This is a genomic window from Pseudomonas hormoni, assembly GCF_018502625.1.
Classification (GTDB): Bacteria; Pseudomonadota; Gammaproteobacteria; order Pseudomonadales; family Pseudomonadaceae; genus Aquipseudomonas; species Aquipseudomonas hormoni.
On record NZ_CP075566.1, the window covers coordinates 273,794 to 287,587 of the forward strand.

At 59.1% G+C, this 13,794-nt stretch carries 12 protein-coding genes; 5 read left to right on the top strand and 7 right to left on the bottom strand.

The features are described from left to right. Window positions 1-90 precede the first annotated feature (90 nt). The 3 genes from yihG to KJF94_RS01215 all read right to left on the bottom strand — a co-directional run bounded on the left by yihG (window position 91) and on the right by KJF94_RS01215 (window position 3,651). Window positions 91-993, bottom strand: coding sequence for a 1-acylglycerol-3-phosphate O-acyltransferase, YihG family (yihG, locus tag KJF94_RS01205; RefSeq protein ID WP_214380697.1), 903 nt, complete (start codon window positions 991-993; stop codon window positions 91-93). Then, window positions 994-3,093: a phosphate acetyltransferase gene (gene pta / locus KJF94_RS01210; RefSeq protein WP_214380698.1), complete on the bottom strand. Its 2,100-nt coding sequence runs from the start codon at window positions 3,091-3,093 to the stop codon at window positions 994-996. It abuts the gene before it with no gap. A 219-nt stretch (window positions 3,094-3,312) separates the two neighbouring features. Next, window positions 3,313-3,651 carry a DUF3565 domain-containing protein gene (locus KJF94_RS01215; RefSeq protein WP_214380699.1) on the bottom strand — a complete coding sequence of 113 codons (339 nt, stop codon included), beginning with the start codon at window positions 3,649-3,651 and terminating at the stop codon, window positions 3,313-3,315. On the opposite strand from KJF94_RS01215, the gene KJF94_RS01220 reads away from it, so the two are divergent. The 3 genes from KJF94_RS01220 to KJF94_RS01230 all read left to right on the top strand — a co-directional run bounded on the left by KJF94_RS01220 (window position 3,620) and on the right by KJF94_RS01230 (window position 6,037). Next, window positions 3,620-4,105, top strand: coding sequence for an FKBP-type peptidyl-prolyl cis-trans isomerase (locus KJF94_RS01220; protein WP_007901600.1), 486 nt, complete (start codon window positions 3,620-3,622; stop codon window positions 4,103-4,105). The genes KJF94_RS01215 and KJF94_RS01220 overlap by 32 nt on opposite strands. A 122-nt stretch (window positions 4,106-4,227) precedes the next feature. Then, a complete protein-coding gene (locus tag KJF94_RS01225) occupies window positions 4,228-4,710 on the top strand; it encodes a glutathione peroxidase (RefSeq protein WP_017336562.1) in 483 nt (160 codons plus the stop codon). 223 nt (window positions 4,711-4,933) lie between these two features. Then, window positions 4,934-6,037, top strand: a complete 1,104-nt coding sequence (locus KJF94_RS01230) for an NADH:flavin oxidoreductase (protein WP_214380700.1) — start codon at window positions 4,934-4,936, stop codon at window positions 6,035-6,037. 117 nt (window positions 6,038-6,154) lie between these two features. Here KJF94_RS01230 and KJF94_RS01235 read toward each other — a convergent pair whose 3' ends face one another. Both KJF94_RS01235 and KJF94_RS01240 read right to left on the bottom strand, forming a co-directional pair. Next, a complete protein-coding gene (locus KJF94_RS01235) occupies window positions 6,155-7,354 on the bottom strand; it encodes a glycosyltransferase family 4 protein (RefSeq protein WP_214380701.1) in 1,200 nt (399 codons plus the stop codon). Window positions 7,355-7,443: 89 nt separating this feature from the next. Then, window positions 7,444-9,024, bottom strand: a complete 1,581-nt coding sequence (locus tag KJF94_RS01240) for a beta-N-acetylhexosaminidase (protein ID WP_214380702.1) — start codon at window positions 9,022-9,024, stop codon at window positions 7,444-7,446. A gap of 241 nt (window positions 9,025-9,265) precedes the next feature. Between KJF94_RS01240 and KJF94_RS01245 the strand changes: the two genes are divergently transcribed. Then, the gene (locus KJF94_RS01245) at window positions 9,266-10,030 is read left to right on the top strand and encodes a hypothetical protein (protein WP_214380703.1); all 765 of its coding nucleotides are present in this window, start codon (window positions 9,266-9,268) and stop codon (window positions 10,028-10,030) included. Window positions 10,031-10,137: 107 nt separating this feature from the next. Here KJF94_RS01245 and cysZ read toward each other — a convergent pair whose 3' ends face one another. Beyond that, window positions 10,138-10,944, bottom strand: a complete 807-nt coding sequence (gene cysZ / locus KJF94_RS01250) for a sulfate transporter CysZ (protein ID WP_250548211.1) — start codon at window positions 10,942-10,944, stop codon at window positions 10,138-10,140. Between the two features lie 315 nt (window positions 10,945-11,259). Between cysZ and trxB the strand changes: the two genes are divergently transcribed. Beyond that, window positions 11,260-12,222, top strand: coding sequence for a thioredoxin-disulfide reductase (gene trxB / locus KJF94_RS01255; RefSeq protein WP_017336566.1), 963 nt, complete (start codon window positions 11,260-11,262; stop codon window positions 12,220-12,222). A 176-nt stretch (window positions 12,223-12,398) separates the two neighbouring features. On the opposite strand, the gene KJF94_RS01260 is transcribed toward trxB, so the two are convergent. Then, on the bottom strand, window positions 12,399-13,649 hold the full coding sequence (locus KJF94_RS01260; RefSeq protein WP_214380704.1) for a 2-aminoadipate transaminase: 1,251 nt from the start codon (window positions 13,647-13,649) through the stop codon (window positions 12,399-12,401). Between the last annotated feature and the right edge of the window lie 145 nt (window positions 13,650-13,794).

Genomic DNA, 13,794 nt, shown 5'->3' on the forward strand with positions numbered 1-13,794 from the left:
ACAGGATTCGAGTCGTACGCGGTAGATGTGTGCACCATAAAACCCTGTGGGAGCGGGCTTGCCCGCGATGAGGCCGGTACAGTCAACTAACTACTTGGCTGGATACTCCCGATGCATCTGCTCCAGCAGCGCATCCTTGTCTTCCCACAACTGATTGATCCACCCCTGAAACTGCAAGCGATACTCCCCATCCTGGTCGTAGTTCTTGCCGATGAACTGCGGCGGAATTTTCAACTCCTGAAAATGCACCACCACGTCCGCAACATTCCCGCACAGCAGATCCCAATACCCCGGACGCCCGCCCGGATAGTGAATGGTCACGTTGACGATCGACTCCAGTTGCTCACCCATCGCATCCAGCACAAACGCAATGCCACCGGCCTTGGGCTTGAGCAGATACTTGAACGGTGATTTCTGCTGAGCGTGCTTGCCTTCGGTGAAGCGCGTGCCTTCGACGAAATTGAAAATCCCCACTGGGTTATTGCGAAACTTCGCGCAGGTCTTGCGCGTGGTTTCCAGGTCCTTGCCTTTCTTCTCCGGGTGCTTTTCCAGGTAGGCCTTGGAGTAGCGCTTCATGAAAGGAAAGCCCAACGTCCACCACGCCAGACCAATCACCGGCACCCAGATCAGCTCTTGCTTGAGAAAAAACTTCAGCGGCTGGATGCGACGGTTGAGCACGTATTGCAGCACCATGATGTCGACCCAGCTCTGATGGTTGCTGGTGATCAGGTACGAGTGCTGATAGTCCAGACCTTCAAGGCCGCTGAGGTGCCAGCGGGTACGGCGGACCAGATTCATCCATGCCTTGTTGTTGCTGATCCAGGCTTCATGGGTATCGCTCATCAGCCAGCGTGTGAAACGCTGGGTGAGGGCGAAGGGCAACACCTTGAAAATCGCCACGCAGAACAGAAACGAGCAGAGCAAAATCGTATTCAGGGCCAGCAACAACGATGCAATCACGCCGCGCACGGCGGCAGGCAGGGAATCCAGCATTTAAAGATCCAGAGGTCGGTTGGCAGCTTGAATCGCGGTCAACGCGATGGTGTAGACGATGTCATCGACTTGCGCGCCGCGCGGCAGATCGTTCACCGGTTTGCGCAGGCCTTGCAGCATCGGCCCGAGGCTGACGCAATCGGCGCTGCGTTGCACGGCTTTATGCGTGGTGTTGCCGGTGTTCAGGTCGGGGAACACGAACACCGTGGCGCGACCGGCGACCTGACTGTTCGGCGCCAGTTGCCGGGCCACGGTTTCGTTGGCGGCGGCGTCGTATTGCAACGGGCCGTCGATCAACAGCGAGTTCTGTTGTTCGTGGGCGAGCAACGTCGCTTCGCGCACCTTCTCGACTTCTTCGCCGCTGGCGGATTCACCGCTTGAGTAGCTGATCATCGCCACGCGCGGGGTGATGCCAAACGCGGCGGCCGAGTCAGCGCTTTGCAAGGCAATCTCGGCGAGTTCGCTGGCACTCGGGTGCGGGTTCATCACGCAGTCGCCGTAGACCAGCACCTCTTCGGGAAACAGCATGAAGAATACTGACGACACCAAAGTGCAGCCCGGCGCGGTCTTGATCAACTGCAGGGCCGGGCGGATGGTGTTGGCAGTGGAGTGGATGACGCCGGACACGAGGCCGTCGACTTCATCCAGCGCCAGCATCATGGTGCCGATGACCACGGTGTCTTCCAGTTGCTGTTCGGCCATCGGCGCATTGAGGCTTTTGCTTTTGCGCAGGGCAACCATCGGCTCAACGTAGCGTTCGCGAATCAGGTCCGGATCGAGAATCTCCAGGCCAGGCGGCAGCTCGATATCGTGCGCACGAGCCACGGCTTCGACGTCTTCCGGTTTCGCCAGCAACACGCAACGGGCGATGCCGCGCGCCTGACAGATCGCCGCCGCTTGCACGGTCAGCGGCTCGCTGCCTTCGGGCAACACGATGCGTTTGTTGGCGGCCTGGGCGCGCTGGATCAATTGATACCGGAACACTGCCGGCGACAGGCGCATTTCCCGTGGCGTGCCGCAACGCTGGTGCAGCCAGTTGGCATCGAGGTGGCTGGCGACGAAGTCGGTGATGATCTCCGCACGCTCGCGGTCGTCGATCGGGATTTCCTTGTTCAAACCGTTCAACTGGTTGGCGGTGTCGTAGGAGCCGGTGCTCACCGACAACACCGGCAGACCGGCCTGCAACGCGCCACGGCACAGGTCCATGATGCGCGGGTCGGGCAGGGTGTCGCTGGTCAGCAACAGGCCGGCCAGCGGCACGCCGTTCATGGCGGCGAGGCTGACGGCGAGGATGATGTCGTCGCGATCGCCGGGTGTCACCACGAGTACGCCTGGCTTGAGCAGCTCCACGGTGTTGCGCATGGTGCGGGCGCAGATGATGATTTTGGTCATGCGCCGGGTTTCGTAATCGCCGGCATTCAGTATCTGCGCCCCCATCAAGTCGGCAACGTCGCGGGTGCGTGGTGCGTTCAGTTCCGGCTGAAACGGGATGCAGCCGAGCAGGCGGAAATCGCCGCTACGCAACAGGGGCGAATGCTCCTTCAGGCGCGCGGCAAAGGCGTCCATGCTTTCTTCGGTCTTGACCTTGTTCAGGATCACGCCGAGGACTTTCGGGTCCTTCGGACCGCCGAACAATTGCGCCTGCAATTCCACGCGACCGGAGAGTTCGGTCAGCACTTCGTTTTCCGGCGCCGAGACCAGGATCACATCGGCGTCGAGGCTCTTGGCCAGATGCAGATTGACCCGCGCGGCGTAACTGGCGCTGCGGGTCGGCACCATGCCTTCGACGATCAGCACGTCCTTGCCGATGGCCGCCTGCTGATAGAGCGTGATGATTTCTTCGAGCAACTCATCGAGCTGACCGTCGCCGAGCATGCGCTCGACGTGAGCCAGGCCGAGCGGCTGCGGCGGTTTCAGGCCGTGAGTGCGCGCCACCAGTTCGGTGGAGCGCTCAGGCCCGGTGTCACCTGGATGGGGCTGGGCGATCGGTTTGAAAAAACCGACTTTGAGGCCGGCCCGCTCGAGGGTGCGCACCAGCCCAAGGCTGATGGAGGTCAGACCCACGCCAAAATCGATGGGCGCGATAAAAAAAGTTTGCATGCGGATTCTCTAAGGGTGCATGTGGGCAGCCCGTGTGGCCTTTGCTGTCAGCCAAATTCGGCGCCTGAAATCCATATCCTGCGTTGCTGTTCCTCCCCATAGCGAGCTATGGCTCGTCACAGCGCCTTGACTATGGACTTCAGGCATCCGAATTTGATCTGACGCAAAGGCCGTACGGGCTGCCAAGGTGATCATCTATATCTGACGATCTACCGAAATTCAGTCGCCAAGGTTATCGCTAACCGAGCCTTGTGCGCACCAACCACATTCAAAGGGCTGGCCTATTTTTTCAAGACGTTGCGCAGGGTCCAGGACCCAGGCGCGGGATTGCCAGGGTGGCTGGTGGCGCAGGTGCTGGGTGTGGCCACAGGACAGCTCGGCAACCCAATGCCCGTCCTCGTCCTGATGAAAGCCGGTGACCGTCGAGCCTTTCGCCGCGATCCGTCTGTCCGGGTTGTGTTCGCTTTCGGACGATTGCTTCGCTAAACTTGGCCTTTCTAAATTCTTATGCAAAAGGTCTCGCCCCATGCTGATCGCCGCCAATAAGGCTGTCTCCATCGACTATACCCTGACCAACGACGCTGGTGAGGTCATCGACAGCTCCGCCGGCGGCGCGCCGCTGGTTTACCTGCAAGGTGCAGGCAATATCATCCCGGGCCTGGAAAAGGCACTGGAAGGCAAAGCAGTCGGCGACGAGCTGACCGTAGCCGTTGAACCTGAAGACGCTTACGGCGAATACGCTGCCGAACTGGTCAGCACCCTGAGCCGCAGCATGTTCGAAGGCGTCGACGAACTGGAAGTGGGCATGCAGTTCCATGCTTCCGCTCCGGACGGCCAGATGCAGATCGTCACCATTCGTGATCTGGACGGCGACGATGTCACCGTCGACGGCAACCACCCGTTGGCCGGTCAGCGCCTGAATTTCCAGGTCAAGATCATCGACATCCGTGACGCCAGCCAGGAAGAAATCGCTCATGGTCACGTCCATGGCGAAGGTGGCCATCACCACTGATTTTCTGCGCTAAGCTCAGAGAACTGGAGAGGCGCCCGAGGGCGCCTTTTTAGTCCGCGGCTGTCCCTGGTGACACCGCCAAGAGGCTGTTTCGAGAAGAACACGGGAATTTGGAGTTCGTCATGAGTGCCTTTCACGACCTTAAATTGACAGCCCTGGATGGTCAGGAGCTTCCGCTGGCGCCCTTCAAGGGGAACGTCGTGCTGGTGGTCAACGTTGCCTCCAAATGTGGCTTGACCCCACAGTATGCGGCGCTGGAAAACCTCTACCAACAATACAAAGGCAAGGGTTTCAGCGTGCTGGGCCTGCCGTGCAACCAGTTTGCCGGACAGGAACCGGGCACCGAGCAGGAGATCCAGGAGTTCTGCAGCCTCAACTATGGCGTGACTTTTCCGTTGTCCAGCAAGCTGGAAGTCAACGGCCATGATCGTCATCAGCTGTACCGTCTGCTGGCGGGCGAGGGAGCCGAATTCCCGGGCGACATTACCTGGAACTTCGAAAAATTCCTGCTGGGCAAGGACGGTCGCGTATTGGCGCGGTTCTCGCCGCGTACAGCGCCGGATGATCCGAGTGTCATTCAGGCGATTGAAAAAGCCCTGAGCTGACCCCCCCCTTTGTAGGAGCGAGGCTTGCCCGCGAAGGCGGTCGATCAGTCGAGATCATCGTGACTGACCTGACGCTTTCGAGAGCAAGCTTCGCTCCTACAATGTTTTCTGCCTTTTGACCCTTAATCACCCAGATCAATAGTGCTGTGCATCGCTCTCTGCTGCGCATATTATCGCCGTCATAAAATTACCACCCGTCGATAGCGTTTTCGTGGAGCGTCTCATGCCAGTAAAAGCCCTGTTCAAACCGTTCCATCTTGGCACCCTTGAACTGCCGACCCGCGTCGTCATGGCCCCGATGACCCGCTCGTTCTCGCCGGGCGGCGTGCCCAATTCCAAAGTGATCGAGTACTACCGTCGCCGCGCCGCTGCCGGCGTTGGCCTGATCATCACCGAAGGCACCACCGTCGGCCACAAGGCCTCCAACGGCTATCCGAACGTGCCGCACTTCTACGGTGAAGCCGCGCTGGCCGGCTGGAAGAAAGTCGTCGACGCGGTGCACGCCGAAGGCGGCAAGATCGTGCCGCAACTGTGGCATGTCGGCAGCGTGCGTCGCATCGGCACTGAGCCGGACGCGAGCGTACCGGGTTACGGTCCGTCGGAAAAATTGAAGGATGACCAGGTCGTGGTTCACGGCATGACCAAACAAGACATCAAGGACGTGATCGCCGCGTTCGCCCAAGCCGCCAAAGACGCGCAAAGCATCGGCATGGACGGTGTGGAAATCCACGGTGCACACGGCTATCTCGTTGACCAGTTCTTCTGGGAAGGCAGCAACCAGCGTACCGACGAATACGGCGGCAGCCTGGCCAACCGCTCGCGCTTTGCCATCGAATTGATTCAGGCCGTGCGTGCTGCGGTCGGCGAAGGTTTCCCGATCATCCTCCGTTTCTCCCAGTGGAAGCAGCAGGATTACACCGCGCGTCTGGTACAAACCCCGGAAGCGTTGGGTGAGTTCCTCAAGCCGTTGTCCGACGCCGGCGTGGACATTTTCCACTGCTCGACGCGCCGTTTCTGGGAGCCGGAGTTCGACGGTTCGGAGCTGAACCTGGCCGGCTGGACGCGCAAACTGACCGGCAAGCCGACCATCACCGTGGGTAGCGTCGGCCTGGATGGCGAGTTCCTGCAGTTCATGGTCAACACCGACAAGATCGCGCAGCCGGCCAGCCTGGAAAAGCTGCTGGAGCGTTTGAACAATGACGAGTTTGATCTGGTGGCGGTAGGGCGTGCGCTGCTGGTGGATCCGGATTGGGCGCAGAAAGTGCGTGACGGTCGGGAGGAAGACATCCTGCCGTTCAGCCGTGAGGCGTTGATGACGCTGGTTTAAGCGGCGACTGGTAAGGCCCCATCGCCAGCAGGCTGGCTCCCACAGGTTCCGTGTACACCGCAGAACCCTTGTGGGAGCCAGCCTGCTGGCGATGACTGACTCAATGTCACCTTAGGCTCAGGGCAAGGTTGGTGCATTCGGCACCACTTGCTCCCCAACACAAGCCCCCCGCAACTGCCCCTCAAACTGCTCGATAATCGCCGCCCAACCCTGACGACTCGCATGCTGACGCGCATTGAGTCTTATGCAACGCAAGGTTTCGCGCTCCTCCAGCAACCACGCCGCTGCATCGCTGAACGCCTCTTCATCCCCCGGCATCGCCAATACGCCGTTGTAGCCGTGGCGGATATGCTGCGCCGCTGCTGCCTGATCGTAAGCCACCACGCCCAGCCCCGAGGCCAGTGCCTCAAGCACCACATTGCCGAAGGTTTCGGTCATGCTCGGAAACAGAAACACATCCCCGGACGCATAGTGGCTGGCCAAGGCTTCGCCGCGTTGTGAACCGCAGAAAATCGCCTCGGGCAGTTCCTGCTCCAGCGACGCTCGTTGCGGGCCGTCGCCGACGATGATCAGTTTTATTTTTCGCTGTGGATAAGTCGCTGTCAGCGAGTCGAAACAGCGTTTGAGCAAGCCAAGATTTTTCTCCGGCGCCAGACGTCCTACGTGAATAAGCGCAATGTCCTTCTCGCCCAGGCCCCATTGTTCGCGCAGCGATGGCAGGCGTTTGATCGGGTGAAACAACTGACTGTCGACCCCGCGAGACAGCAATGCCAGGCGCTCGAAATGCCGGCGCTCCAGTTCCAGTCGCTGGCTGACACTCGGCACCAGGGTCAGGGTCGAGCGATTGTGAAACCAGCGCAAATAATGGGTTAGCAGGCGGGTGAGCAAGCCGAGCCCGTACTGGTTGGAGTACTGCTGGAAGTTAGTGTGGAAGCCGCTGACCACCGAAATCCCCAGACGGCGTGCCGCGCGCAACGCGGACAAACCCAGCGGTCCTTCCGTGGCGATGTACAGCACGTCCGGGCGCTGACGCTTCCAGCGCCGCAGCAGCTTGTGCATCGACGACTGACCCCATTGCAAACCCGGATACCCCGGCAGCGGCCAGCCTCGGCACAGCAGCAATTCATCGTCGCTGCCCAGCTGCTGATCGCAACCCTGCCGTGGCCGCACCAGTTCTACCTGATGCCCGCGCGCGCGCAAACCGTCGCATAAGCGGCCAAGGGTATTGGCCACGCCGTTGATTTCGGGAGGGAAGGTTTCGGTGATCAGGGTGATATGCAGAGCTGTCGTCATGACCTCAGTGTCGGCTGAGGCCATGTCGTCAGTGTGTCAACGCGATGATGGATTTGTGACGATGCGAGCATGCGCTCATCAAGCCTGGCCGGCATCGCGCCAATGCCGATGATTTATTTCCAGGGCTCAGGCGGTGAGTGAACGACGGCTCGGGCGATCAACGACAGCGATTGATAGTCGGGAGCGGCGTGCGGCGAATCCCAGGTTCGCTGTCCCAATGGCAACAGCCATGCTTGAAGGTGGTCCCAGACCTCTTCAGGGGTGCGATAAGCGGGCTCATCGGCCCAGGCCTGAATCCCTGCGCCCGCCATACAAGGACTTTCTGCGGGAATCACCGTTGTTGCGGCTCCTGCCTTGTCCATGAAGTGGTTGGCTCGCCAGGCATCGTAAATACCGTGAGGCGAGTGTTTGGGATCGATGAGGTTGCTCCAGTTGTTGCGAATGATGAAGTAATAATCGCCGTGGGCGTTTATTACCGTATAGCCGGCATCGACCAGTTCCTGCGCATTCATTTCACCGCGAGCAGAACCCCAAAGGCTCCAGCATTCGATTTCTGTTGTTTTAACCAGATGAATAACCGCTTTTCGGTTAACTGCGCCATCGTTCCAGACTCGCGCAATCTTGCCTCTCTGCTGGACGAGTGATGCCAGGTCATTGACGAAGTGTCTGACGCCATCCTCGGATGTGGCATTCGAATTGCCGGATTCATCGCGAGCGTATTTGGCCAGTTGTAGTGTGTTGCCCTGGGTGATCGGGCTGAGAAAGAACTCGTCGGCGCCCAGGTGAATACGAGCGCTTTTCGGAAACATATCGAGCAGATCCCTGACGAGCAACTTGAGAAAGTCGCGAGCGGCCGGGATGCTGAAGTCGAGTGCTTTCGACACAGTCTGACCATCACTGAGCTTGAGTTGAAACGCCGGCCGGTTGAGCAGAATCCAGCCCATATGCCCGGGTGTTTCAATCTCGGGGATGACGGTAATGTGATAGGCGGCAGCGGTGTCGAGGATGTCCTTGAGTTCGGCAGCACTCCAGGCATCGGGGCTGGCGGTATCCGGAGCGGAGGGGAAAATGATCCGTACTCCCTCATTGTCAGTGAGGTGCAAATGCAGGGTGTTGAGCTGGTTCCAGGCCATTTCACGCAGCAGGTCCTTGATCCATTCAGGGCTGTAATATTTGCGCCCCACATCAATCATCACCGAGCGTTCGGCATAGGCGGGTGCATCGATGACTTTTCCGGATTCCAGTGTGGGGAAAGCCCGTGCGGCTTTATGCAACGTCGTCAAGGCGCGAGCCATGGCGTCGAGGTTTTGCGCAGTGACCTGGACAGTGTTCGAGATATCGATCCGGTAGGTTTCGTGTTGTCCTTTGCTGGGGATCGGAACACCCGTGGTATCCGGAGTGGCCAGTTTCAATTCCACATCACCCGGTTGGGGCTGTTGTCCACCAGGCAGCACAATTGCAGGCGGCGTACTCAGTAACGCGGCACCAGCGAAGCCGTTTGCCAACCGTATCGCCAGTGGCCGAAGGCTTGCGTCGCTGATGAAAATGCGCGTTGTGGCACTGATGGCGTAGACATCTTTTCCATCAGCCTCAGCGTGCAGTACTGCCGGACTCTGGCTGGTCCATGGAAAACCAGGGGTCGCATTGCCGGGATTTTGTGAGGCAGGTACGGCGTTCTGGATGCGCGTTGGCATGGAACCGATCTCCTTGAATGAAGCACATGACTCATCTCTGGTAGCTTGACGGTGCATAGCGTGGATGAGCTTCGCGATCCATTGGATACCCGGTTGCAACGCCTGCCTACTGTAAGAAATAACAGGTTATGGAAATTAATCGCCGAATGGGGTGCAACTCGAAATCCAGGGCGTATGGCAATTCAGGAAACAGCGTACCGTTCGTCGCGACTGTCAGTTTTAACAGGTGGTTTACACACCGTTGCAGCGCTACAAAGTCTTTACCGGCAATTTCGCCGCGAACTGGAGCGCCAATATCATGACCAACCAGACAGCAAGTCCATGGGACTCACAAGATTCGTCAGAAGCGACCGTATCGGCAGTAACGGCAGCAGCAGAAGCGGCAGTAGCGGCAGTAGCGGCAGTAGTGGCAGCAGCAGAAGCGGCAGTAGCGTCAGAAGGGGCAGAAGCATTTGCCACAGTCCTCCACCCACGTCCGCCAACGATTGTTAGCCCCTCACAAAACAGTCAACATAACGTGGGATACGTGATTCCCGCGGGGAATTGTGAGCCAGGTGCTGTCGTTGATATTATGGGCGAGAATGGATTCTTCTTGGGCAACGCCACCGTTAACGGCAACAACTGGCTATACACCAAAAGGTGGCCCGTGGGTCAGTATGCTTACAGGGTTCGTCAGACTTCTGGAGGGGAGTACTCCGATCTAAGCGAAGTACGAAGGTTCACGGTGGTCAATCAAAAAGATGTGCCCTCGATTATGGCACCCTCGGACGGAGCCACCTACAAGGCAGGCCCGATGACAATTATCGTGGCCGCTCATTCAGCAGCGACCGCTGTTCGCCTACTGAGCCATGACGATAGTGTACTAGGCGTATGCGTGAAAGTAGCGGATGGTGTTTGGCGTTTCACCTTTACGTGGACGGCTGGTGTCAAGCACCTGAAAGCGGTGCAAGATTTGAACGGCCAACCTCGGGTTGGCAGCATGATTGGGTTTTACGTTAATCCATAATCGAATCGTAGAGGGCTATTCGCGAAGCTGTTTTCATTTCCGCACTGGAGGCAGTCAAATCCGAAGGTGACGGAGTGCGGCCTCATCTGAGGCATCTGCGGCAAGGATCAAGCGTCCTTGCCGCAGATTTTTTGCCGATCGTCTGCCTGGATGAGACTGTTATCGAGCAGAAACAACCCGCGCCTCGGCCCCCGCTCACGCACCCAAAACAACGTCGCCCCCGCCACCGCCGCCGGCATCATCAGAATGTTGACCACCGGAATCAGCAACACCAGATAGACAATCCCGCCGAAACTCATGCTCTGCCAGCGCTTCTCACGCAGCCAGGCGAGCATCTCGTTCCAGCCGAGTTTGTGGTTGTCCGCGGGATAGTCGATGTACTGGATCGCCATCATCCACACCCCGAACAGCAGCCACAACGGCGCGGCGATGATGTTGACCACGGGGATGAACGAGAGGATGAACAGCCCGATCGCCCGCGGCAGGAAGTAGCCGAGTTTGCGCATTTCCCGAGCCAGGGTGCGCGGGATCATGGCGATCAGTTCACCCCAGCTGAAGGCCGGGAAATCGTCGGTGCCACGCACCACCACTTCAACTTTCTCCGCGAGGAAGCCGTTGAACGGCGCGGCGATGACGTTGGCCAGCATGGTGAAGGTGAAGAACACCATCAACACCACCAGCACCACGAAAATCGGCCAGAGCACGTAACTGAGAAAACTCAGCCAGTCGGGCAGGGACGGCATCAGCGTATCGACCCACAGGCTGAATTGATGGCCGGCCAGATAGATCAATCCGACGAACAACACCAGATTGATTGCCAGTGGCAACAACACGAACAAACGCAGGCTGGGGCTCAGCACCAGCTTGAGGCCTTCGCGCAGGTACTGCGGGCCGGACAGAACAGGGGCGGGCATATCGTGCTCCGAGCAGAGGGGAAACGCGCCGACCTTACCGGCTTTGCCTGACGGGCGAAAGCGCGGTCGCAGTATCGACATCAACTGTAACAAAGGCGCCTATATATAAGCGGCAACCGAATAGAGACCGCCTATGAGCTGGATTGTTAAACCGTATTTCCTTAATCTTCGCCCCCTCGATACGCTGCACCCAATCTTTTTACAGGACTGTCGAGTTCAAGCCTTCCCCAAGTGCTTTCAACAGTCCTTTTTTATTCCCGCCGGCAACCCGGCGTTCCGCGCCAGATGTTTCGGGCCGGTCAACAGGAGCAGGTCATGTCTGAAGTCCGTCATTCGCGAGTGATTATTCTCGGTTCCGGCCCTGCCGGTTACAGCGCCGCGGTCTATGCCGCCCGTGCCAACCTCAAGCCACTTTTGATCACCGGCATGCAGGCCGGCGGTCAACTGACCACCACCACCGAAGTCGACAACTGGCCGGGCGACGTCCACGGCCTGACCGGCCCGGCGCTGATGGAACGCATGAAAGAGCACGCCGAGCGCTTTGAAACCGAGATCGTTTTCGATCACATCAATGCCGTGGACTTCGCTGCCAAGCCTTACACCCTGACCGGCGACAGCGCGACCTACACCTGCGACGCCCTGATCATCGCCACCGGCGCCAGCGCTCGTTACCTCGGTCTGCCGTCGGAAGAAGCGTTCATGGGCAAGGGCGTTTCGGCCTGCGCAACCTGCGACGGTTTCTTCTACCGCAACAAGCCTGTCGCCGTAGTCGGTGGCGGCAACACCGCTGTTGAAGAAGCGCTGTACCTGGCCAACATCGCCAGTACCGTGACCCTGATCCACCGTCGCGAAACCTTCCGCGCCGAGAAGATCCTGATCGACAAGCTCAATGCCCGGGTTGCCGAAGGCAAGATCATCCTGAAGCTCAACTCGAACCTGGACGAAGTCCTGGGCGACAACATGGGCGTGACCGGTGCTCGCCTGAAAAACAACGACGGCAGCTTCGACGAGCTGAAAGTCGACGGCGTGTTCATCGCCATCGGCCACACCCCGAACACCTCGTTGTTCGAAGGTCAGCTGACGTTGAAAGACGGCTACCTGGTGGTGCACGGCGGTCGTGAAGGCAATGCGACGGCGACCAACGTCGAAGGTATCTTCGCGGCCGGTGACGTGGCTGACCACGTTTACCGTCAGGCGATCACCTCGGCCGGCGCCGGCTGCATGGCGGCACTGGATGCCGAGCGTTATCTGGACGACCTGCAGAACGCCAAGTTCTGAGAGCGTTGAATAAAAAAAACCGGCTTTGGCCGGTTTTTTTGTGCCCACAGAAAGTGCGGTCAACACAAACCCTTGTAGGAGCTAGCTTGCTAGCGATGGTGTGTCAGTCACATCGATGTAGCTGACACACCATCGCTAGCAGGCTAGCTCCCACAGGGACTGCATGGGCTTTAAGTTCAGGCCAGTTTCTTCAGGCATGCCTCAAGAATATCCAGCCCTTCCTCCAGTACGTTGGCCTCGGTGGTCAGTGGTGCCAGCAGCCGGATGATGTGGCGCGACTTGCCGCTGGGCATCAGCAGCAACCCGGCTTCTCGCGCCAGGGCCAGCAGTTGCGTCAGCTGCGCCGGGGCCGGTGTGCCGTCGGCATGGGCCAGTTCGATGCCACGCATGGCGCCGACGCCAGTCAGTCGTCCGAGAAAGGGCGAAGTCTTACTGGCGCGCCAGGATTGGTAACGGCTGACGATCGCTTCTTCCTGCTGCGTACCCCAGGCTTGCAGGTTGGCATCGGACATTTCGTCGAGCGTCGCCAACGCGGCAGCGCAAGCAATCGGATTGCCCGAGTAAGTGCCCCCCAGTCCGCCCTTGGGCAAGGTGTCGAGCAGCGACTTGCGCCCGACCACCGCCCCCAGCGGCACACCGCCTGCGATGCTTTTGCCGAGCAGGATCAGGTCGGGCTCGATGCCCAGTCGAGAAAACGCAAAGCGCTGACCGGTACGGCCGAACCCGGACTGGATTTCATCGGCGATCAGCAGAATGTTTTTTTCATCGCACAAGCGTCGCAGCGCTTGCGCGAACTCGACGTCCATGGCCAGGAAACCGGCTTCGCCCTGCACCGGTTCGACGATAAAACACGCCACGTCGTCGACATCGATTTCGACACTGAACAGTCGATCCATCGCCTTCAGCGCTTCGGCGCAGGTCACGCCGTTGTCTTCGCTGGGGAAGGGCAGGTGATACACCGGACCAGGCAGCACGCCGACCTTTTGTTTGTAGGGCGCGACTTTGCCGTTCAGGTTGAGCGTGGCAAGTGTACGTCCGTGAAAGGCGCCATCGAAGGCAATGACGGCCGTGCGACCGGTCGCGCCCCTGACGATCTTCAGCGCGTTTTCCGCCGCTTCCGCGCCGCTGTTGGTGAGCATGCCGCTGACCGGGTAATCCACCGGAATAAACGCGGCCAGGCGATCCATGAAATCGAGGTAGGGCACGTGCGGCGCCGCGTTGAACGCGTAGTGCGTCAGCCGGGTGGCTTGTTCGCGAATGGCCTCGACGATGCGCGGGTGGCAATGGCCGAGGTTCAACACGCCGATGCCGCCGACAAAGTCGATGTAGCGTTTGCCATCGATGTCCCAGACCTCGGCATTTTTGCCGTGGCTGAGCGTGACAGGATGAACGATGTTGATCGACCGGCTGATGGATTCGCTGCTCATGGATGACCGACTCTGAAGAAGGGAAGCTTCTTTTATCTAAGCCGCGAGCAGCGGTGCCCGGCAAACGAAATAAAGTTGCCGGGTCAATCTTAAAAGTCGGGATGTGTGCGAACAAGAGATGGGCAGGCAACGCGTAACCTGTGGC

Excerpts from the sequence above, each read along its gene's own strand:
- yihG (WP_214380697.1), bottom strand. The coding sequence starts at position 993 with ATGCTGGATTCCCTGCCTGCCGCCGTGCGCGGCGTGATTGCATCGTTG.
- pta (WP_214380698.1), bottom strand. The coding sequence starts at position 3,093 with ATGCAAACTTTTTTTATCGCGCCCATCGATTTTGGCGTGGGTCTGACC.
- KJF94_RS01220 (WP_007901600.1), top strand. The coding sequence starts at position 3,620 with ATGCTGATCGCCGCCAATAAGGCTGTCTCCATCGACTATACCCTGACC.
- KJF94_RS01215 (WP_214380699.1), bottom strand. The coding sequence starts at position 3,651 with ATGGAGACAGCCTTATTGGCGGCGATCAGCATGGGGCGAGACCTTTTG.
- KJF94_RS01225 (WP_017336562.1), top strand. The coding sequence starts at position 4,228 with ATGAGTGCCTTTCACGACCTTAAATTGACAGCCCTGGATGGTCAGGAG.
- KJF94_RS01230 (WP_214380700.1), top strand. The coding sequence starts at position 4,934 with ATGCCAGTAAAAGCCCTGTTCAAACCGTTCCATCTTGGCACCCTTGAA.
- KJF94_RS01235 (WP_214380701.1), bottom strand. The coding sequence starts at position 7,354 with ATGGCCTCAGCCGACACTGAGGTCATGACGACAGCTCTGCATATCACC.
- KJF94_RS01240 (WP_214380702.1), bottom strand. The coding sequence starts at position 9,024 with ATGCCAACGCGCATCCAGAACGCCGTACCTGCCTCACAAAATCCCGGC.
- cysZ (WP_250548211.1), bottom strand. The coding sequence starts at position 10,944 with ATGCCCGCCCCTGTTCTGTCCGGCCCGCAGTACCTGCGCGAAGGCCTC.
- trxB (WP_017336566.1), top strand. The coding sequence starts at position 11,260 with ATGTCTGAAGTCCGTCATTCGCGAGTGATTATTCTCGGTTCCGGCCCT.
- KJF94_RS01260 (WP_214380704.1), bottom strand. The coding sequence starts at position 13,649 with ATGAGCAGCGAATCCATCAGCCGGTCGATCAACATCGTTCATCCTGTC.